We start from the raw sequence: 23,053 nt of genomic DNA, 5'->3' as shown, positions 1-23,053 counted from the left end.
AGCATAATCGAAATTTATGCGGAAAAGGAGTAAAAGATGAAATATACAGTAAAAGTAAACAAGGTAAGAAAAAATAAAGGAAATTTAAGAGGATTTGCGACAGTAGTATTTGGAGAGTCATTTAAAGTGACAAACATTGCAATCCTTGAAAACAGTGAAGGCAATCTGTTCGTATCCATGCCAAGGTACAGAAGCAGTGAAGTGGATGAAAAAAATAACTATATTTATAAAGATATATGTAATCCAATAACAAGAGAGTTTAGAACAGAATTATACGATACAATACTTGATGGATATAAAAACGCAGGAAATGAAAACAGAGAGGTAACAAAAGAGCCGGAAATGCCATCATTTGCTGTTAAGGTGACGCCGTATGAGAGAGAAGGAAGCAATATAAAAGGATTGGCAAGAATATATCTTGATGACAGTTTCGTAATCAATAATGTATCAGTTATTCATGGCAAAAACGATGTATTTGTGGCAATGCCTTCTTACAAAACAAAACAGACGGATAAGGAAGGAAAAGCAGTATATCAGGACATATGTTTTCCGATAACAAAGGAGTTTAGAGAAAGATTATATGGAGAGATTGTTGAAACATACAAGGAAGAAAAGGTAAAAGCTACAGATAAATTTCAAAGTAAGAAAGATTATGAGAACACAAGGAGAGATGAAGTTTTGCATTTTAGATAATTGAAAATTGAAATAGATTTTGAGAGATAAAAGTAGTTTTTTTTGTTAAAAAATGCAAAAATCGACCGAAAAAATGCAAAAATTTCCGTTTGTGGTACAAAATCCAAAAGAAATGCTAATATTTTTCAGGCAATATAAATTGCAAAACAAACTATAGGAGGAAAGAAAAATTGAAAGTTAAAAAAGGGATGAAAAGGGTTATAGCAATGCTTTTGGTTATTGCTACAGTCGGAACCGGAAGTGGAATATCCACTATGGCAGAGAGTACAAAGGCTAAAAATGAAAAGGGAAAGACAACAGAAAAGACACAGAAAGAGCAGGCGTTGTCGCCAGACGAGGTTGCACAGCAGATTGCAGATGGGACATATAAAGGGAGAAAACTAAAGGAAACAAAGTATTATGATACTTATGAAGCAGCAGATGGCTCAGTCGTTGCAGCATATTATAGTAGTCCTATCCGTTATGAAGATGAAAATGGTGAATTGCAGGAGTATGATTCTAATTTAATAGAAACAGATAATAAAAAAGCATCTTATTATACTGGCGAGGCTATGTCTGAAAGCTTTCATACAGAGGATTATGCTTATGTAAACGCGAAAGGAAACAGCAAGCAGTATTTTCCAGAAAAATTAGCGGAAGAGTCTCCAATACTGATGGAAAATGGGGCGCATTCATTAGCATTTGTGCCAGAGATAGATGACAAAAAAGTAAGCAAAGAAAAATCAGAAAAGGATGACACAGAAAATAAGAAAGAGACAACATCAGATAATGTTGTAAAAGCATCAAAAGATAAGGTTGAGTATGTAGAAGACGATGTAACATATCAGTATGTGTCCTTGGATAATGGTGTAAAAGAAAATGTAATTATAAATAATAAGACTGATGAACTATTATATAGTTTTTCATATACATTAGACGGTATGCATATGAAACTGGATAAGAAAACAAACATCATAGGCTTGTATGACAACAAAACAAAGAAAGAAGTTGCAGTTATTCCGGCAGCATATTTAAATGATAGCACAGGAACAAATACAAATTATGATATTAAAACAAAAATAAAAAATAGTGGAAACTTATGGACAGTAACATATGAATTACCTGAAAGTTATATGAATGATATGGATACTGCATATCCGGTAACATTAGATCCTACTGTAGAGTGGGTAACATATGCCAATAACGAAAATCCTCTTGGTATTTCGTTTGTTATAGAACTTTCACCAGGATCGGGGGATACATGCCAGTATCCAAATGCCGTAAACAGATTTGTTGTGGGAAGAAGTGGTGCAGGTGACTACTACAAGACATACATAAAGTTTAACAAGTTAAATAAACTTTTACAGGGAAAACAGGTAAATTATGCCTATGCGTATTTTAATGTGGCACAACAGGTCGGCGGAGATATGACTGTGGATATGCATGAAGTAACTGAGAACTGGAACCTGGGTACGTTAAAGTGGAGCAATGAACCGGCATCAGACAGCGAAGTGCTCTCACAGGCAGTAATCGGTACGGAGAAGCTTCCATATCAGATCGATTTTACAAAGTACTGTACCATGGTGGCAGAAGAAGAGGCGGATGCCATGGAGGGTGTGGAGTTGAGAACTGAAGAAAAATCAAAATACATGGAGTTCTGGGGAGTAAAGAGCCAGAGTGGAGCTCCTGTGTTTATTGTGTCCTATAATAGTCCTGAAGAAATCGATGCAACGTATGACGGAAGTTTTGAAATAGGCGCAGAGTATAATGAAGAATCAAAGAAGATAGATGTTTCATGGGAGGATTCTAAACAGGCTGCAACATTATACAGAGTATATAAGAGAACAGAAAATAAATTTGAATATGTAGGAAAGACCACAGAAAAGACATATGAGGTAGGAACAGATGATATTGAATCTGTTGCTGACATACGTGTAATGGCAGTAGACCAGAAAGGAACGCAGCTAGATACCACGGATGATGTGAACGTATTGAGTAATATTGTGACTTTCGAGAAGAAATCGGAAACACAAAAAAATGATACTGGGGAGGAAGTGACAACTACAACATATGAGCAGACCACGGTTGATACAGATGGTGATGGGTTGGAAGACGGATATGAAATCTGGGATTTTAAAACTTTTTGGAATACAGAAACAAAGGACAGTACGAAAGAAAATCCAAAGTATGAGCAGGATAGTGATGGCGATGGACTGCCAGATGGATATGAAGTGTTTACGCTGGGAACAGATCCGGCTGTGGCGAATGAATCAGGAGAGGACAGTGACAGTGACGGATGGACGGATGTGAAAGAGTATCAGAAAGGTACGGATCCGTGGCTGTATGATTCCGACTTTGACGGATTAAGAGACAAGGATGATGCAGGAGATAATAATCCGAGAAAAACGGACAACCCTCGTATTAAAGGAACCGATAAATCAGCAGCATCGGCAGCACAGGTCCATAAAGGACTATACGACAGGGAATATTCAGAAACAGAAAATGACGTTACAGTTACATATATTGTGAACATTTACAGAGGTGATATAAAAAGCATATATAATGACTATGGTAATACCAAGTTAAATAAACGGCTGAAATATTTTTATGATGCTGACGGGAACAATACAGCGATTATTGAACAGTATGATGATAATGATACACAGACGATTTGTATCACATACACATATGATGAACATGGAAATGTAGAATTCATTTGCGACCAGCAGACAAAATATACAATGGAATATAATTCAGATAATAAAATTACAAATCTGCAGGTTGGCGATAAAACTTTAGTATCATATGAGTATAACAGCACTGTCAATAACTTAGAAGAAGAAAAGTCAGACGAATCTGTATCAGAAACAGATTCAGGGGCTAAGATAAAGTCACAGGATGAACAGATAACATACTACGGAAGTGGTGCTGACAGACAGAAAGTAAAAACCGTAACTACGGAATATAAGGTTGCGGAGGATAACAAAAACGCTGTCGCAGAACAGGTAGAAGTGTTTTATGATGATGAAACAAAACCGTCATATGTGACCTCAATTAATGCTGAGGGGAAGATAATTACCCTAACAGATAATACAGAGGATAAGCAGTCAGCATACAGTTATGAGTATACGGATAATTCCACAAAGATTACAAGAAGTGACGGATTTATAAAAGAGGTTACGCAGGATATCGACGAAGATAATAATAAAAGTACCCTTGAAAGCAGGTATACATATAAATCATTAACAGATGAAGAGAAAACAAGGGTATCCAAAGTAGAGACGGATGCTTCAGACAATGAAAAGATTGAGAGCAAGGTAACCTTGTATAATGATGACGTTATAAATGGAGTGTTGTCTAATGACGGAAAATCAGATATAACGAGTTTATATTCAAACACATATAAAAAGAATATTGTAAAATATTCTTCCGTGGAAGACAGCCCGACGCACAGAACTTTTGATATAGAAAAATATGGCGAAGATAAAAACATTGATTATACATATGATAAAGCAGGAAACATTACCAAAATAAAAATTGACGGGACATTAACATATGCATATGAATATGATGCACACGGAAGGCTTACGTGGGAATATGATTATGATACTTCAAGGGCGTATGAGTATGGATATACTACTACGGGAAATGTGGAAGCAAAGCATACATATGATATCAGTGATGCAGATCATCCGGTAGAACTTGATGATGAGATTAAGACTTATACATACAAGAACGGAGATTGGCCAGATCAGCTTACCAAGTATTGTGGAAATACAATTACATATGACAGCAGTGGCAATCCGAAAGAGTATTATAATGGAATATCATTTAGTTGGTACAGAGGAAGACAACTTAAAGAAGCAACACTTGAAAATAGAAATAAAATATCCTATAAATATAATGAAGATGGCTTTAGAACTTACAAGGATACGGCAAAAACAACATCCGTATACGAATGGGATGATTCTAAACTGCTTAGGGAAACTGTTACATATAAGCAGACTGGTAAGAAGTATGACCTCTGGTATATGTATGATGCAAATGACAGCGTAGTAGGATTTGAGTACAGCCAGATAAGTGAAACAGATTCAATCCTTAAGACTACTAGAATTTATTATGAAAAAAATCTTCAGGGAGATGTAATAGGTCTGCTTGATGCCAGAGGAGCAGAAATAGCTGTATATACTTATGATGCATGGGGAAATGTCATTACTGATAGTGGGGCAAGTTTCTGTTATGAAGGATATGAAGTACCGTTTGAATTGAATCATGTATTGTATAGAAGCTACTATTATGATGGAAGTTGTAATGACAGTCAAAGTGATACAAATCTTTATTACCTGCAGAGCAGATATTATGACCCAGAAGTGGGTAGATTTATCAATGCAGATGATATAAATATGCTTGGAATAGAGATGGAAAGTATTTTTAAAGATAACTTATATATATATTGCAATAGTGATCCAATAAATAATATAGATCCTAGTGGATACTTGTATATTTCTCTAAAAACATTGGCTAAAATAGTAGTTTATGCAATAGGATTTAATCCTACAGCGACAGTATTATTATATTTAGGATATAAGATATTAAAGGCGAAACTTAGCGCAAAAGTTGCAAGACTTACGGCAAAAATAGGTTCAATATGTGGTCCAGCTGGAAGATTAGTAGGATGGGCAGTGGGCTTTATTGGTGCATGGTATTTTCTTGGACCGTTCGTGTCAGCATTATGGGATTGCGTAATGCAAGGCAAAAAAGGTATACAGGTTGAACTAAAAAAGAGTAGGTGGGGATTTTATTATGGATTTACAGTGTATGCAAAATAAAAAAATAAATTATATAATACTTTGTTTCTCTGTTGGTATTGGATCTAGTTTTATCTCCACTATCAAAATGACAATTTTTAAGATTTTATTAACGTGCCTTATTTGCTATGTGGTAGCTAATTTTTTAAAAAAAAGAAAGCAGGGCAAATTGGGTCAATGCAATCACTTTATTATAGAATGTATTATAATTGTTTCTTTTGCCTTAAATCAATTATTGGGAAACTTTACAAATATATATAAGTTGAATGAGTTTAATATTATTGAGTTAGGGATTGTGCTATTTTGTGTAATATCAGAAGGAATTTTGCTATTCAAGGAATGAATAACAATAGATTTACCTTTATAGGTAGAATAACACAATATATGGTAGAGTGTTTAGATGGTAAATGAGATGAATGGTTAAGTCCTGTTTCCTTGGCCTTGAACATAGATGACTAAAAAACATATTATCTTAGTTACATTTTACGGTTTATCTAACAGAGAAAAATGGGAATGCCATGACAATTTAAAAAGAAAAGAATATTTTTAATACAAAAAAAGACCAAAAATATGCAAAAATTGTCACTTATGTTGACGAATGTTAGCAAAAACGTTAAATTTATGAAAAACAAAGGAGGAAAAAATGTTTAAGAAAATTTATTCAAAGTTAGGAATAATTGCAAATTGTATGGCGCTATTAATGGTAATTCAAAGTGCAAATACAGCTTGCGGATGGATTGTTCATGAACCGAAATTTCCAGAAACTGCAAATAAATACAAAAAGGTAAAATAAATATGGTTGAAAAAATAGTAGGTCATATTATTGATTGCCAAATAGATTCTGGAAGAATAAAACAAGATGAAATTGGCGTGTACCAGTATGGGTACACGCTAATTTTAGAAAGAGGCATAAATATAGCTATTGTAATAATACTTTGTTTGATTACAAGCAGATGGCTAGAAATATGGGGGTTTCTAATAATGACAATTCCATTAAGAAGTTATGCCGGAGGATGGCATGCAGATAAGTTTTGGCACTGTGCAATAATATCAAATTTAATTGTGATTTTAATGTTACTGGTAATTAGCAATATATCCATATATAGTAAACTTGTGTATATTGGAATTGAAATGATTGTTTTGAGTGTTATATTGCTTATGGCTCCAGTACAGAATATAAACAAGCCTCTTACCCTAAAAGAAAAGAAAGTATATACGAGAAAAACTATCTGTATATGGATAATTGAATGTTGCTTGATGTCAGTATTTGTGATATATAGACAATATACTTATTCTTTAATTATATTATTTGCACACAGTATAGTAATAATAGCAGTTTTAGTAGGAAAGATTGAAGAAAAAATGAAAAAGGCAACAAATTGATTGAGGGGGGGGGGCGGAACGATGTATAATATGGCCATATGTGATGATGACAAAGGATTTATAGAATTTGTAAAAGAAATTATCAGAGAATTAAATTTATTGAATGAAGTAAACATATTTGAATATTTATCAGGTGAAGAATTTCTTTTTGATATGGATAATAGGTATGATTTAGATTTAGTCATCTTAGACATTCAAATGAAAGAAATGGATGGGAATAAAGTTTCTATAGAATTGAGGAAAAGGTATAAAAATACTACGCTAGTATTTTGTTCGGGAATATATAAACCATCTCCAGAGAATATCAAGGTAGCGCCATTTAGGTTTTTATTAAAGGAATATTCAAAAAGTAAAATGCTTATGGAGTTTAAAGAAATATTTGAGCACATCAAGGCGAATAATGATGAACCTGCATTAGTATGTTATGATGGCAAACACTATTTGCAAGTACAACCGCATGAAATTGTATACGTTTGTATTGCTAGAAGAGGAACAAAAATACATACATATAGTGAAAAGGATACTGAAGAAAAAATATATTCCTGTAAATATAGCATAGACAAAATTTATGAAGTTCTTAAAGACTATCATTTTGCATATGCACATAATAGCTATATTGTTAATCTAAAACATATAAAAAAACAAAACAAAGACGAAATACAGATGGTTACAGATGAAATACTTTCTGTATCAAGATCAAGAAGCAAAGAATTAAAAGAAAAGATGACATTATATTTTGAAAGAAAATATAGATAGGACGGTGTATGAAAGATATTATTATATTAATGTTTCGTTTAATGGTGTGTATATTTGAAATTTGGATGCTATTTGGTTTTTACAATAATTTTTTGAAAAACAAGCCAAGAAAAAGCAGAAATAATATATTTATAATTTTAGTGTTTGCATTAATCATTTTTGCAATAAACAGTATTGATAATACAATATTGAATCTGATATGTGTACCGGTAGTTTATTTTGTATTAGCAATTGTAGCTTTTAACGGTAACGTCTTTAAGAAATTGTTTGGAACATTGATTGGAACAATTGTTATACTTGGAACAGAATTAATCATCGTAGCGGTTTTAAATATCACATCTAAAGAACTTATTGAGAGTAGTATGGTAAATGAACCATCAGCATTTGTGTTAACCATTATTGTAAAAATGGTGACTTTTATTGTTTTTGAAATTATTAAGCAATTTTCCTCAAAAGAATCAGAGATGATGGACGGAAAAACTTTTTGTCTGTATATACTTACGCCGTTATCGTGTTTAGGTATAATGTTTTCTGTAGTATTCTGTCGTATTGATTTTACGGAGAATAGTTTAGCAAAAAGTGTGTTAATAATCTTTTTCTTTTGTATGTTAATCGGAAATGCAGCAATATTTTATGGCTATAATAGGTATGCCAAAATTTTAGTTGAAAAAGAGAAAAATCGTAGAACTGTTATGGAACAGAAAATGGAACTGGAAAGTTACAAAAAAGTAAATGTGGCTAATGACAGATATATTACATTATTACATGATACTAATCATCATATAAAAACAGTTTATAGTCTTCTGAAAAAAGACAAAAAAGACGATGCAATGAATATGTTAAGTAAGTTGTTTGATAAATATGAAAAAGCTGAAATGATAGAATATAGCGGCAATACAATTCTTAATACCATATTGAGTGACTATAAGGAAAAATCATCAAAGGAAAATATAGAATGTGACATTTTTGTTGAACGAGGTTTTAATATAGAGTATGTTGATGAAATTGATTTAGTTGCAATGCTTAGTAATCTTTTGTCAAATTCGTATGAAGCTGCTGCTAAAAGTGATATGAAAAAGATACGAATACAGATGTTTATGCAAAATGATGGCAGCTTCAGCGTAATAAAAATAGAAAACTCATATACTTCAATGATAGTGGAGGAAGACAGTGTATTGAAAACAACAAAACAGAATAAAGAATTTCATGGTTTGGGGATTAAAAGCGTTCAGCAAATAGCAGAAAAATATAATGGATGGCTCAGTAGCACATGGAGCGATAATGTTTTTAAATCAGTACTTATTCTGGAAAATAGTATGTGTTGATAATTGAGAATGATTTTGCAATGTATAGTTTAATATTAGTGAACGATAAGACCTTATAGCAATATTAAAATATTGTTGTGGGGTCTTATTTTTACAAAAATCGACCATAAAATGTAAGCGCTCAATAAAAGAGTGTCTTACATCACTTTAACATCCATGAGATAATAACCTCGACCAACTACATAGTAATGCTAATTATAGTTGTGTATAGTTATGTTAGTCGGAGGTGCTTATGAATTAAGTAACTAAAGTAAGAAAATATCTCAAACGAGAGCAATGGAAAACTCTCATTGGTCCAGAAAAATGGGAAGTGAAGGAAATGGAAAGAACATATTATATCAGTCTTGAGAATGATATAAGTTGGATAGAGTATATATGTGTGGATAAAACGGATTTAGACGATAATCTAGTTGCTGATATTACAAAACTTTATGTTTTGGAATAAGTTTGCTTAAAAACGCATTTAATTTGATTTGTTTAACGATTTTTATTTAACGTAACGCTTAACGGATTTAATTTGATTATATTAATAGTAAAGATCACATTGACTAATCGAACAAATGTTTGTATAATGTATTGTATCGCTACTAGTAATCAGCTAAACAGTATAAATGTTCAGTTTGACGTTCCCTTTTGACTGACATTCTAATGAGAGGTTGTGGTATGATAAGTTGTTGTATGATTATAACCTCTAAAATGGAGGTGTTAGTGATTGAAGAATATGATTCAGATACGTTGTGTGAAATGCAAAAAGAGATTATTTGATTATTCATCTGGCGAATTATCTATTGCAATTAAATGTAATCGTTGTGGAAGAGTTCTAAGATTTAAAAAATGTACTGAAAAATATTTAAAAAAATGTTCTTTACATGGACAAATATATATATAAAATTGAATAATAAGGCCCACCTGATAAGGGCATGCGGTTAAACATATATATGTGACCGTAGGAGCACCAGAGACGCAGGGGAAAGATATCAGTTTATTAACTGACTTTCTCTTTGCGTCTTTTTTTGTACGTAACTGAACTTCAGATAAATGATTAGTAATTAGTTTTTTTCTACCTGAACTGGTATCTGCCAGGAAAGGAGAAAGAAATAATGAACTATAACGTAAAAGAAAGCGGAAAAAGAATCAAAGAATTAAGAAAGGCAAAAGGTTATACACAGGAGAGCTTTGCCGAAGAGCTAAATATATCCCATAGAACCTACAGTGGAATAGAATTGGGAAATCATAGCACAACCATAGAGACCTTTGTAGAAATGGCATCTATTTTGGATACAACATTAGATTATCTAATAATAGGAAGGAAGAGTAGTGAATTATTAACTGACGTTCCAGAAGAAAAGAAAGAATTAGCAATGAAAATATTAAAAGGAATTCTGGAAAATATATAAACTACGCATATGATACGTAGTTACTACGTATGAAACCTCATAAAAATAAGAATTTAAAAGTTGTAAAGTTTAATTGTGATTAAGAAACGTGCACATTGATTAGTCAAATAATATGAAAGTAGGTATATAGATTTATGTGGAAAATTTTTGATGGAAAAGAAGTTGCAAATGGAGTGATATTTATCAAATCACAGAAGGATTTTAATACAGTAATTGATGTTACAAAACGCATCGGATATGAATGTAAGAAAAGACTCCTAAATGTGAATTACTGGTTTTTAGATGCAAGTGGTGAAACAGGAGTTCAAAGAAAAACTATTAATCAGTTTTTAGATGAAATGGCAAATAAGAATATTAACCTTATTGTGTTAAGAACATTAAATGACATAAGTGATGATCCTATTGAAAAAGAAGCATTTCTTTCAGTAATGAAAGAAAACGAAGTAGGAGTTTATCTTTTTGATGAGGGATGTTTTGCAGCAGTCAATTACGATTATGAATGTTAAGGAATATCAGAAAGTAATCTATCCCTCAGAGGTTATTGTTTATGACTCATCGGGCAGGCGAGTAGTTGCCTGTCCGACAGAGCAGGAAGCGGATTAGTACATAGAGGAGAAGGTAAAGTGAAATATGAAGGTTGGAACGTCGGCTCTATTATCCGACAGTTAAGAAGAGATAAGAATATGACAATAGATGAGCTTAGCGAAGCTGTTGGAAAAAGTGTTTCTCACATTACGCAAGTGGAAGAGGGAACCAGAAGAATTAGCATAGATTTGTTATATGCATTGGTAACGGAATTAGATACGGATGCAAATACAATTCTTGCTATACAAAATAAACAGGGAAACATATCTGTTGATGAAGAATTAAGAAAACTCTCACCGGAAATGAGGACTTATTTCAGTCAGCAGTTTGTACAAATGATAAAGGAAATACCAAATTAATAGGAGGAAACAATGAGTAAAAGAAAGAAAAGTATAAATGTGATTGCATACTTATCTGTGGCGAATGCAACAGATAAAAATGTGGATTGGAAAGAAGAAAAACAGCTTAATTACATTAGTGAATATGCTAAAGCACATAACTTGAGAATTATTAAAATTATGCACAAAAACATTATGGGATGCAGTGTTGTAAATACGCACTTTAATAAAATGGTAAGAGAAATACAAAACGAAAAAGCAGACGGAATTTTAGTATGCAATATGGCAGCAATTTCACAAAATATAGAAGATGCCTATCAGAAAATAGGAAAAGTTATTCAGGCAGGAGGGCAGATAATAACAGTTGACGAAGGAAAATTAAATTTACAGCTCAAGATAGGAGAAAAGGCATGAAGCAAATTATTAGAGGAGATGTTATATATGTGGATTTAGGTCAACATCCGAAAACTTCGATACAGTCAGGTGTTCGTCCGTGTGTAGTAGTAAGCAATAATAAAAATAATAAATATTCAAATACATTATCAGTTTGTCCTTGCACAAGCAGAGTACCAAAGAAAAAAATTATAACACACATATTGGTTACACCAAAGGATGTGAAAGGATACTTTGAAGAAGAATCATTATTGTTAGTAGAACAAATTACAGTTGTGGCAAAAAAGAAAATAATAAGTAAAGTTGGGCATATTCCAGAAACATCAGAAGTCATGAAAAAAGTGAATGACGCGATAATAAAACAGCTTGGAGTTGATATGTAATGGAGATTCAACATAATGAAAAATCAAAAGAACTAGAGTTAACAAAAAAACTGGCTGTTTTAGGATGGATAATGAGAAAAGAATACATTTCAATGGATGAATATTCAAGAATTAAGAGAAAACTGATGAATGAGTATGACATAGTAAGTTTTTAAAGAAGAGCCGACATTTTATGTTGGCTTTTCTGTAGGTTTGTTCATATTTAAGTTTATATATATACTTAAGAAAATTACAAAAAGGAGGTCACAAAAATGGATGTCAAGGTTATTAAAGCGAGTGATGAACCTGTTATTAGAGATAGAAAATTTGAAGGAAACGCACTTGAATTTAATAGGAAAAGAGTGGCGGCTTATGTTAGGGTAAGCACAGATGATGAAGAACAGCTAAATAGTTTTACGTCACAAAAGCAATATTATCAAGAAAAAATATCTCAAAGTAAAGAATGGATTTTAGTTGGCATTTATGCTGATGAGGGAATTACAGGAACTAAAACAAAAAAGCGAGATGATTTTTTGAGAATGATTAACGATTGTATGAATGGAAAAATAGATATTATACTTACAAAATCAATATCAAGATTTTCAAGAAATTTAGTTGATACCATACAATATGTTAGAATGCTTAAAAGTAAAGGCGTCACAGTTATTTTTGAAAAAGAAAATATAAATACTTCAACGATGGAAAGCGAGATGCAATTAGCTTTATTATCAACGCTTGCTCAGAATGAGGTGGAATCCTTATCGGCTAATGTAAAAATGGGAGTCAAGATGAAGATGAGGCGTGGAGAATTAATGGGATTTAATGGTTGCCTTGGATATGATTATCATAAAGAAGACAAGTCTATTACAGTTAATGAAGAGGAAGCTGAAACAGTGCGGCTTATATTTGATTTATATTTGTCAGGTATGGGAGGAATATCAATTGCCAAAGAACTAAAAAGACAATGTAGATTGAATAAAAAAGGAGTTTGTAAATGGACTGATAGTGGTGTAATAGGAATAATAAAAAATGAAAAGTATAAAGGAGATTTGTTATTAGGAAAGACATATACTGTTGATCCAATCTCAAAAAGACGTCTGGAAAACAGAGGTGAAGAAGACAAATTTTATATTGAGAATCATCATGAGCCTATAGTATCAAGAGAGGTTTGGGATAGAGCACAGGAAATAAGAAAAGGTAGATACAGAAGTGCGGTAAATAATGACCCTGTAATACGTATAAGAAATAATAAAATGTATGCTCTCAGTAGTATGTGCGAATGTGGTTTTTGTGGAGAAATTTATACAAGAAGAATACATCATCAATCAAGAAGTACATTAAAACCAGTATGGAAATGTTCAAATCAAATAAGAAATGGAATAGCAGCGTGTGAGCATAGTAGGGCAATTGATGAGTCAATAATAGAAAATTCTTTTTTAGAGATGATGAGTTTAATGGCAGATAATTTTGATGATGTATTAGACAATTTGTTGGCAACTATTGAAGAATCTTTAAACAGTGATGACTGTGTAAATAAGTTAAAACGCATAGATAAATCGTTGGCAAAGCAAGAGGATAAACGTAATAAATTGACCGATATGATGTTGGATGATAAAATTAATGAAGAAGCCTACAATAAAAAATATGAAGAGTTGTCATACAATATTTCAAAGTTAAAAAATGAAAAGAGAATGCTAACAGATAATAATTTGAATCAAAAAACTATTAAAAACCGAATGTGTGAAATTCGTAATAATATAAAAGATGCAAAAGTATTTGATGAATTTGACAGAGTTGTTTTTGAGAGCATTGTAAAAAAAGTTATAGTAGGCACGGTGCTCGATGATGGTACAATAGAACCATATAAACTAACATTTGTTCTGAAAGGAATGAGCGATGTTGAGGTAACATGTAAATAAAATAAACATTTAACTAGGAGGACTGGATATGAGTAATCTGGAAGAACTAGAAGTAAAAAATGTTTGTTCTTTATCCTGTGACGCCCCTACTAATATGTGTTCTTTACTTGGGGACCACACATGTAGAGTGCGTGGTTGCACTACATCGGGTCGATATGTAAGAATCCTTGATTTTAGGCACTTTGAGAGCTTTTTTAGGTTTGATAAAAATGGCTCAAATAGGAGAAAAAAGACACTTTCCAATGGAGTTGACGTTTCTGTAGTATTAGATGTGGTGATTGGGAACACACGGTAGTAACGTTCACAATTAAAGAAAAAACAAATATTTACTTCGTAGTAATTAAGACAAAGGATTACTCGTTTTCAGCAATGAAAATGAGCAATCCTTATTTTTTTGAAAGGAGCATTTGAAAATGGAAGAAATTAAGAATGTTAATCTGACACAATTGAAACCTTTTAAAAATCATCCCTTTAGGATTTCTTCACAATCCAAAATATAACGTATATCCAGTCATCGAATTTATTGAAAAGCACATTAGTAAACTTTGCGAAGAAGGTGTTGTATGGGCAGGATATTTTATGTGTCTAGAAAAAGATGGATAAAGCAATAGATAATTGAACTTCAAGAGAAAACGTAGTATAATACAAACATGCAATTATACCATTGGACGGAATTATAAAATAGTATAATACAGAAACTATAACACAGATAAAATGATAAATGGTGCTTTTGGTTAACGATATAAAAAGAAAGGGGAATAAGATATGAGCAGGAGCATAAAGAAATGTTTTGCAGTTATGCTAGCACTCGTTGTTTTCGTGTCGGGGATGAGCAATATGTCATTATCTACATTGGCAGATGATACAATTCAAGAAACAACTGCGATTTCTGAAGAGACAACTGATACAAAAGAAGATGCAACGCCTGCAAAAGAAGATGCAACGCCTGCAAAAGAAGATGTAACGCCTGCAAAAGAAGATGCAACGCCTGCAAAAGAAGATGCAACCCTTGCAGAGGAAGATGCAACAGTGTGGGAAGAAAGCACCAAAGATGTAACAGCAGAATTGGGACGTGCTGAAAATCCTGTGAAAAAAATTGTGGATACGCCTTTGAAAAAAGCTGTTAGAGCAGTTCTTCCGGAACCAAGCGGTCTGGGAAGATTTGAGGCAGAAAATTGCGATACTGTGCACGGCTCAGGAAGTGAACCAAAGAAAAACAGTGGCAATGAAAATTTTTCGAATAGTGGTTGGGTTTCCGACATGAATACATGGCCGAATGATGAACCTTCCTACATTACGACAAATGTAAATTGTCCGTCTGCTGGAAGATATGAAATCAAAATCGGATATACTGCTGGGATTAATGGTATGGGCGATGATAAAAGTAAGCCGACAGAAATTGACGTCAGAGTTAACGATGGAGAGTGGATTCATATAGATGGTGTTCCTTTAACAGATTCTTGGAATACTGTTAGTGTCGTTAGTAAAGAAATTAATTTAAAGAAGGGTAATAATAAGATTGATGTTACAGGTGCGCGCAATGTGTGGTATGGTGATACCAATAATTGGCAGTGGGTCAATCTGGATTATTTTGACCTTGTGGCAATAGAAGTGCCGGCAGAAGGCAGACATGAAGCAGAACATGCTGATTCATATACACAAGGCGGTGCAAAGAATCCGGCTAAAGTTGATATCAATGCAGATAATGATTGGAATAAAAAGTTTTCGGGAAGTGGATATGTTGGCAACTTAAATTCCTATCCTCTGGATGATGAAGGAAAGGATATTCGTTCCTATCTGACACAGAAATTATACGCTGAAAGACCGGGAAAATATTTGTTGACCATAGGATATGCGTATAGAAATAATGCAGGTGATGGCAGCAAACCTACGAATATTGATGTCAGATTGAATGGAGGATCATGGAAATCTGTTACAGCAAACCAAACGGCAGATTGGAATGATGTAAGAGAGGTTAGCACTGTTATTGAATTAAAACGTGGAGAAAATACCATAGATATAACAGGTGCAAGTAATATATGGTATGCAGGAACAGGAGATTACTGGCAGCAGATTAATTTAGACTATTTTGATATTTCTTCTCCTTTAGCAGAAGGAATACATGAAGCAGAAGAGTATCATGTATCCGGAAACAAAAGTGACGATAAGCAGTATAAAATAAAAGATGATGGTGGTGGCATTTATTCTGAAAATAAATATGCAACTATTTGGAATACTCTGACAGGTGAGGAACATGAGTACCTGGGGTATAATGTTTATGCACAGCATGCAGGTAAATATAAGCTTGCTGTTAAATATGGAACCAAATATGATGGAGATATATTTGTAAAGATAGGAAAGGGAGAATGGAAACAACTTTCCGCTCCGTCTACAGGAGAGTGGAATGTAGTAAAGACCGTAGAGATGGACATTACATTGCCAAAAGGTGAGAATACAATATATATTGCCGGACGCCAAACAACGGGCAATAAATATAACGAGTATATCAATATTGATTGTTTCGAATTAACACGACAGGTAGATAAGTCCAATATCGCATTGGATAAGCCGGTCAGAACCAGTGGTAACCGTAGTGATGATGTCAATGATAAGGATAATTATAAAAGGTACTTTCCGGAAGAAGCGGTAGATGGTTATGATGATTCCAGATGGGGAGGTCGTGCAAATCAGAATGAAAACTGGTTTGAGATAGATCTTGAGGGGATTTATGAAATCAATCAGGTTATGTTGAAGTTTGAACGTGCCTATCCAAAGGATTTTGAAATTCAGGTTTCCAGAGACAGAAAATCATGGACGACTACAGAAACTGTAAAGGGCTGGACACCTTCCGAGAATGCAGATCCGAATGCAAAATACCAATGGAATTCTAATATTTCTTATCATGGAAAGGCAAGATATATCAGAATTAATGCGACAAGTCTTAAAAATAAAGGTTGGGGATTGTCTATTTGGGAGTTTGTTGTAAAAGGCGATAAACTGCCGGCAGATGTGAAAGATGTGGCAGTAAATAAAACAGCAACAGCAAGTTCAAGTAACGAGAATGAAGTTGCATGGGCGATTGACGGAAAAGATGACTCCAGATGGGGATCTATCAGTGGAGATGCGCAGTGGTATCAGATTAACCTTGGAAAAGAATATGCGTTACACAGTGTAGACTTAAAATTTGAACGTGCGTATCCGGAGGACTTTACAATTAAAACATCGAAGGATGGAAAGTCATGGGAGACAATAAAGACTGTAACCGGATGGAAAAATCCAGGGTCAGCAGGCAATCTTAGTTCCAGTGCCAGAGTTGGATATAGCTTTAAACTGGACAGTGAAAAAAATGCATCTTACATTCGGATAGAGTCATCGAAAGCTGCTAATAGCTCATGGGGACTATCTATCTGGGAGTTTGAAGCATGGGGTAAGGAAACGAATTTACAGGAATATTGGAAAGATGTTCAAGGGAAAAAGTACGGAATTTATCTGGTCGATAAACTATATGATAAAACCGAAACGGAAAAAGCGGCTCATATGAAGTATGCGGATGGATCGGAAAAAGATTATACAATATTAAATGCAGATTTGGTGCAGGGAGATGTATTAGCCACAAATGACACTTATGAAGTCGTTTATGAACCAGGCAAAAATAATTACATCTATTTCTACGTTAATCCAAGAGATATACATATTGATTTTGGAGAAGATGAAAATAACGAGAAAGATAAAGTACGTTGGTCTGGAAATTCGAAAGATGCAAACCTTGTTAAAAATAATAACAAGTGGGGGGCAAATGATTATAATAGTGATGTTTTAGAATTCTGTGGGCAGAAAGCAGCCACTGTTCAGTATAAAATTAAGGATTTGGGAAATAAAGATTCTGTTAGCACATGGATTGGATGTCAGATTTATGGTACAACAAACAATGTAAGTGATCTTGGTAAGAAAGATCCTAAATTTGAAATTAAAATTAAAATTAACATTACAAAAGCACATAGCCTTTCCATTGTAGACACTATTGAAGAGGATGGTTGTCTGGGTGTGAAGGATCCCCAAAATATTAAATATAAATGGCAGAGAAGCAGTGATGGCGTAAACGACTGGCAGGATATACCAGAGAAGAGAGATGACATGCAGGTATTGTATAATGGTGGAAAGAAACTTGATGTTTCTCGTGATGCAGGTGGTGGTATGTATTACCGTGTCAGTGAAGATGGAAAAGACGATTGGTCATTGGTATATAGAGTAAACTACTATAATAATGTACAGAATGGTGACTTTGAAAATCCGATTATGTGCACACCGGGAAAATCAGGAGCGTCGTTCCCATTTAACGCGAATGGGGATGAACAGCAATATCCGAATGGATATCCGGGGCTGTATTGGAAAACAACAGGACCAGGCTGGCAAAGTATTAATGGCGGTACCAAGGTTGGTCATGATATTGAAATTGTTAATGGTAGAAATCTGAAAGTAAATAAAGAGTACCAGGAAGGTCAGTTTTCCGTAACTTATGAGGAAATGTATAAAGATGGGACCCATGGTGATCAGTTTGCTGAATTGAATTGTGAGAATATCGGGGCGTTGTATCAAGATATTCTGACAACACCTTCATCAGAGTGTTATTGGGATTTGGATCATGCAGGACGTTGGAATCAAAATACGATGTATGTCGTGGCAATGGCGGCAAAAGATGCAAGGCAATATATGACTTCAGAGCAGTTGAATCCAAACAATGGTATATCAGATACCTTTATCAAAAAACTGAAAACAATGGATAATGATAATCAGTTGAAGAATTCCAAATCAGAATATGATGAGGGAACAGAAATCAATCTCGGGAGTGGAATTGTGGCAAGAGTATGGAAAGTTCGTAGTGAGTCTGTTGCAGCAGGGCATTGGGAACGCCATAGAGGACAGTATAAAGTACCGAATACAGATAAGGATCATTTAACACGTTTCTTCTTTGTTTCTGCAGAGGGTGGCGGAAAAACACATAGTGAAATCAACAATGGTGGAAACCTTACCGTAGGAAACCTTTTGGATAATGTTTCCTTTGAAATGAGGAAAAGTTATTCCATAACATATAAACTTCAGGAATATGGTGTAAATGGCAATCTAAACACAGTAACAGAGCATACAATAGAGGGGAAAACGGTTCCTGGTGGAAAGGTAGTTGTTCCTAGTAGTTTTGAGAAAGACGGTACAACTTACAATCTGTCCGACTATACTTTAACAAATGCAAAAATGAACGATAAGGACTTCTATTATAATAATAAAGGGCAGATGACTGTAGAATTTAATCATGATACATTAGTTCTTGTGTATGTAAAAAATATTATAACGGTCACAAAGATTGTGCAGGGTGTGGAAGCAAAAAATCTTCCGAAGGATTACAAGGTGACCGTTGAATTAGCGAAAGTAAATGGAAATCAGAAGAAATTAGTAACACTGAGTGATTTTAAAGAAATCGAAAAAGTGAATGCGAATGATGCCGGAGGGCTTTTCGCAAGTGGAACGATTCAAGCTTCAGAGTTAGGCTTACAGGATGGTGACCGATATACAGTTGTTGAAAAGGTTGACAGAACATTCAATGGTAAAGATAACAATAGATATGCATTGGTTCAGATTACTGACAGCATTAATGAAACAATTAATAATTTGCCAGTAAATGCAAAACAACAATTTGAGTATTCAATTGGTGCAAGCGGAATTAATTATAAAGGAAGTCAGTCAAATTCAGCGACAATCACCAATATTTATAAGCCGACACGTACGATTAAAGTTACAAAGAAAGTAGAAGGCAAATTTGGTGAACGGGATAAGTCATTTAAATTCACGTTGACATTGAGTGAAGCGGCGGTAAGTTATAATGATGACACCTTCCCGAATGATAGAAAGGTAACGTCAAATGGTTCTACATATAGTTTCAGTCTGAAACATAATGAAAGCATTGAATTTGTAGTACCGGATGGCTGTACTGCCAGCGTTTCGGAAGATGATTATTCATCAGAAGGATATGTTACAACGTGGAATTCAGAAATTAAGAAAGTAGTAATTTCTGAGGACAAATCGACTACATGTACCAACACACGTGACCTGACTCCTACCGGTTTGAACAATAGAGCAAAGCCATTTATCATTTTACTTGGTTGTGCATTATTGGCAGTAGCTTGTTTTGTGGCAGGAAAAAAAGGAAAATTTAGAAAGTTAGGCTGAAGAGAATAACTGTAAAAAATAATTTTCGGGAAGGGAATCTTATGGCATCAAAGAACATGAAGGATATTTCGAACTTGTTAAAAAATCTTAAGTTCCGAAAAAAAATGTTCGGGGGGATAGATGAAAAAGACGTTTGGCGAAAGCTGGATGAATTGCAGGAAGAATATCAGAATGTTTATGATGCCAAAGGAACCGCCAAAGAGGCAGAGGACATAGATGATCCCGAAGAGGTAATTAAAAACAAAAGAAAGAAACTGTTTCAAAAAGAAGAAATTATCATATTCTTTGAAAGACTGGTTTTTCTGGCGGCATTGGTGTATATTATATTTGGTGTGATTTTTGGGATTACACCAATGAAAAATAAAGATATGTCACCGAAAATCAATGCAGGAGATTTGATGCTTTTCTATCGCTTGGAGAATAACTTTAGCATTAGAGATGTGGTGATTTTTGAAAAAGATGGTGTTTCGTATACTGGGAGAATCATTGCAAAAGATGGCGATACGGTAGAAATCACCAATGAAGCAGAAGTAAAAGTTAATGGTTCGTTGCTTGCAGAAAATGATATATATTATTCGACACCTATGTATGATAATAATGTATCATATCCGGTTACGCTCAGAGAAAATCAATATTTTATCTTGTGTGATTACCGTGAGGGAGCAAAGGACAGTCGATATTTCGGCGCAGTAGAAATGGAAGAGATTAAGGGAAAAGTGATTACAATTATAAGAAAAAATGAATTGTAATTGAAGCGCTGATTTGTAATTTATTGTGTATTACGGAGGGCAGATTGGAGAAACAATATCAATGAATCTGACAGAGAAATATAATCCATATGTATCTCTGTGATAAAGGTAGTATTTTGGTACTTCCTATAGAATATGTAAAAAAAATAATAAAAGAAAGGATGTTTATTATGAATTCGAAAAACAAAAAAATAATAAAAGAAAGGATGTTTACTATGAATTTGAAAAAAAAAAAAATCTTTAGCCGCATAGCAGCAGGTGTTATGACGGTGGCAATGGCAATTACATTATTGCCGGGAACTATGAAAACAGTGAATGCAGCAGAACCTGTAACAAGCGCTTCACTTGATGTAAATTTGTATAAGAGAGCAGATGTATATGCTCCAAATACAACATTTGAATTTGAGGTTACTAATTTAACAGCAGAACAGGCAAAAGCAACAAATGGTGGTAAGGATTTAAAGCCACCGTTTAAAAATGCGCCAGCAGGTGCTGTAAAACCAGGAACAATTGAATTAGCACCGGCAGCAGAAGATTTAACTGAGACATCTATTAGTAAAAAACTTACATTTACCTTAGTTGCAGATAAATTTACAACGGAAGGTATCGGAACTTACCGTTATAAAGTAAAGCAGAAAGAGGGGACCTATGAAGGCATTAAATATGATGTCGGAGAGAGATATTTAGATGTTACTGTTGCTACAGATGGAACCAATTTTTATATTGCAAGTGCATCTTTAGTCTTGTACCAAGAAGATGGGCAACTTGTAAAGAGTGGAGCTTTTGTAAATACATATGGTGTTAATAAGCCGGATACAGAGAACCCAGTTCCAAAGCCAGACGGAACAGTAAACGATTTAGTTATTAGTAAGACAGTAACTGGTAACTATGGTGAAAGAGATAAAAAGTTTATCTTTGAAATTACAATTAACGGTGCAGAAGGCGAATGGTATAATTTAGAAGGACAACCGGCAATTAAAAAAGGTACCGCTGCAAGAATTGAACTGAAACATGGAGATACAGTGAAAATTTATGGTTTAACTGAAAATGATACCTATACAATTAAAGAGCTAGAAGCAGACGACTATAAAACAACATTTGAGACAAAATTGAATGGTACTAATAAGGCCGGTGGAAGTGGAAATATTAAAACAGCAACAGGTACCATTGATGCTGGAACTTCATTACAGACACAGGAAGTTGCATTTACCAATGACAGGACCGGTTCCGCAACAGGTTTTGCTTCAAGTTACGGACCATATGCACTTATGGTTGTTTTAGCAGGTGCTGTAGCATTTGTATTATTCCGTAAGAAAAGAGCAGAATACTAAAAATTAGAATAAGTTTGTGAGAGTTTTTACACGTGAAACAAGTAATTGCGTGATATGGAAAGGATATCAAGGTGGGGATAGCAGTAAAATGTGCAAGGGTTGGAAATAAAATACTTAGTTTTATAGCCATGGTGTTGGTTCTGATTATGCTGTTATATGGTGGTTATTCGTTATGGAATACCATAATGATATATCGTGGGGCATTTTCATCCAATGATTTGCTTAAATACCAGCCTACTGGGGATGGGCCGAATAGCATTACGCTAGGAGAACTTATGAAGTTGAACAAGGATGTGGTTGGGTGGATTACAATTTTTGATACCCATATTAGTTATCCTGTTGTTCAGGGAAAAGATAATCAGGAATATTTGAACAAAGATGTATTTGGTAAATTTTCCTTTTCAGGTTCTATCTTTTTAGATTATCGAAATGCTTGTGATTTTACTGACAGTTATTCAATTATTTATGGTCATCATATGGAATATGGTGCTATGTTTGGAGATGTTGTTGAATTTAAAAATGATGATTATTTTCAGGAGCACAAGACAGGAGCATTGTTTTTGTTAGATGATACATATAAGATTACATTGTTTGCGTGTGTAGAGACTCAGGAATTTAATAACAAAATTTATAATCCGACCGTACAAGGTAAAGACAATTTAGATACCCTTTTGAAATATATTAAGGACGAAGCAGTTCAGTATCGTGATATTCCTCTGAATCATGATGATAAGATTATCGGAATATCAACCTGCGCTGAAGCAGGAACGAATGAACGAGTTGTCTTGTTTGGACGGTTGGATAAATAAAAAA

Annotated in this window: 18 protein-coding genes; all 18 read left to right on the top strand. The window is 34.0% G+C overall.

Translation table 11 applies throughout. The features are described 5' to 3' along the window. Nucleotides 1–36: 36 nt before the first annotated feature. The 18 genes from NQ558_RS01610 (at nucleotide 37) to srtB (ending at nucleotide 23,049) form a co-directional block, all read left to right on the top strand. Entirely contained in the window at nucleotides 37–693 is a 657-nt protein-coding gene (locus NQ558_RS01610) for a SpoVG family protein (protein ID WP_005363064.1), read from the top strand. 170 nt (nucleotides 694–863) lie between these two features. Further along, nucleotides 864–5,501, top strand: coding sequence for an RHS repeat-associated core domain-containing protein (locus NQ558_RS01605; protein ID WP_050750982.1), 4,638 nt, complete (start codon nucleotides 864–866; stop codon nucleotides 5,499–5,501). Nucleotides 5,502–6,123: 622 nt separating this feature from the next. Then, a complete protein-coding gene (locus tag NQ558_RS01600; RefSeq protein WP_005363057.1) occupies nucleotides 6,124–6,273 on the top strand; it encodes a cyclic lactone autoinducer peptide in 150 nt (49 codons plus the stop codon). Nucleotides 6,274–6,275: 2 nt separating this feature from the next. Then, entirely contained in the window at nucleotides 6,276–6,863 is a 588-nt protein-coding gene (locus NQ558_RS01595; protein WP_005363055.1) for an accessory gene regulator B family protein, read from the top strand. Nucleotides 6,864–6,884: 21 nt separating this feature from the next. Beyond that, nucleotides 6,885–7,619 carry a LytR/AlgR family response regulator transcription factor gene (locus tag NQ558_RS01590; RefSeq protein WP_005363053.1) on the top strand — a complete coding sequence of 245 codons (735 nt, stop codon included), beginning with the start codon at nucleotides 6,885–6,887 and terminating at the stop codon, nucleotides 7,617–7,619. An 8-nt stretch (nucleotides 7,620–7,627) separates the two neighbouring features. Then, the gene (locus NQ558_RS01585) at nucleotides 7,628–8,944 is read left to right on the top strand and encodes a sensor histidine kinase (protein WP_005363051.1); all 1,317 of its coding nucleotides are present in this window, start codon (nucleotides 7,628–7,630) and stop codon (nucleotides 8,942–8,944) included. A gap of 319 nt (nucleotides 8,945–9,263) precedes the next feature. Next, nucleotides 9,264–9,389, top strand: a complete 126-nt coding sequence (locus tag NQ558_RS01580) for a hypothetical protein (protein WP_005363048.1) — start codon at nucleotides 9,264–9,266, stop codon at nucleotides 9,387–9,389. Between the two features lie 655 nt (nucleotides 9,390–10,044). Further along, nucleotides 10,045–10,341 carry a helix-turn-helix domain-containing protein gene (locus NQ558_RS01575; protein ID WP_005363046.1) on the top strand — a complete coding sequence of 99 codons (297 nt, stop codon included), beginning with the start codon at nucleotides 10,045–10,047 and terminating at the stop codon, nucleotides 10,339–10,341. A gap of 134 nt (nucleotides 10,342–10,475) precedes the next feature. Beyond that, the gene (locus NQ558_RS01570; RefSeq protein WP_005363044.1) at nucleotides 10,476–10,847 is read left to right on the top strand and encodes a hypothetical protein; all 372 of its coding nucleotides are present in this window, start codon (nucleotides 10,476–10,478) and stop codon (nucleotides 10,845–10,847) included. Nucleotides 10,848–10,964: 117 nt separating this feature from the next. Further along, entirely contained in the window at nucleotides 10,965–11,285 is a 321-nt protein-coding gene (locus tag NQ558_RS01565; RefSeq protein WP_040447147.1) for a helix-turn-helix domain-containing protein, read from the top strand. 12 nt (nucleotides 11,286–11,297) lie between these two features. Then, nucleotides 11,298–11,678 carry a recombinase family protein gene (locus tag NQ558_RS01560; protein ID WP_005363040.1) on the top strand — a complete coding sequence of 127 codons (381 nt, stop codon included), beginning with the start codon at nucleotides 11,298–11,300 and terminating at the stop codon, nucleotides 11,676–11,678. Further along, complete coding sequence (locus tag NQ558_RS01555) at nucleotides 11,675–12,040, top strand: type II toxin-antitoxin system PemK/MazF family toxin (RefSeq protein ID WP_005363038.1); 366 nt, start codon at nucleotides 11,675–11,677, stop codon at nucleotides 12,038–12,040. Before NQ558_RS01560 ends, NQ558_RS01555 begins: the two co-directional genes overlap by 4 nt. Further along, the gene (locus tag NQ558_RS01550; protein WP_005363035.1) at nucleotides 12,040–12,195 is read left to right on the top strand and encodes a hypothetical protein; all 156 of its coding nucleotides are present in this window, start codon (nucleotides 12,040–12,042) and stop codon (nucleotides 12,193–12,195) included. The genes NQ558_RS01555 and NQ558_RS01550 overlap by 1 nt, the downstream gene beginning before the upstream one ends. A gap of 96 nt (nucleotides 12,196–12,291) precedes the next feature. Then, nucleotides 12,292–13,938 carry a recombinase family protein gene (locus NQ558_RS01545; RefSeq protein WP_005363033.1) on the top strand — a complete coding sequence of 549 codons (1,647 nt, stop codon included), beginning with the start codon at nucleotides 12,292–12,294 and terminating at the stop codon, nucleotides 13,936–13,938. Between the two features lie 837 nt (nucleotides 13,939–14,775). After that, on the top strand, nucleotides 14,776–20,160 hold the full coding sequence (locus NQ558_RS01540) for a discoidin domain-containing protein (protein WP_040446783.1): 5,385 nt from the start codon (nucleotides 14,776–14,778) through the stop codon (nucleotides 20,158–20,160). 41 nt (nucleotides 20,161–20,201) lie between these two features. Beyond that, a complete protein-coding gene (gene lepB, locus NQ558_RS01535) occupies nucleotides 20,202–20,909 on the top strand; it encodes a signal peptidase I (protein WP_005361653.1) in 708 nt (235 codons plus the stop codon). Nucleotides 20,910–21,124: 215 nt separating this feature from the next. After that, a complete protein-coding gene (locus tag NQ558_RS01530) occupies nucleotides 21,125–22,240 on the top strand; it encodes a DUF7601 domain-containing protein (protein ID WP_156774974.1) in 1,116 nt (371 codons plus the stop codon). A gap of 71 nt (nucleotides 22,241–22,311) precedes the next feature. Then, on the top strand, nucleotides 22,312–23,049 hold the full coding sequence (gene srtB / locus NQ558_RS01525; RefSeq protein ID WP_040446781.1) for a class B sortase: 738 nt from the start codon (nucleotides 22,312–22,314) through the stop codon (nucleotides 23,047–23,049). The last annotated feature ends 4 nt before the right edge of the window (nucleotides 23,050–23,053 follow it).

It is taken from the genome of Eubacterium ventriosum (assembly GCF_025150745.1).
GTDB lineage: Bacteria > Bacillota > Clostridia > Lachnospirales > Lachnospiraceae > Eubacterium_G > Eubacterium_G ventriosum.
This window is presented reverse-complemented; position numbering and strand designations above follow the sequence as displayed.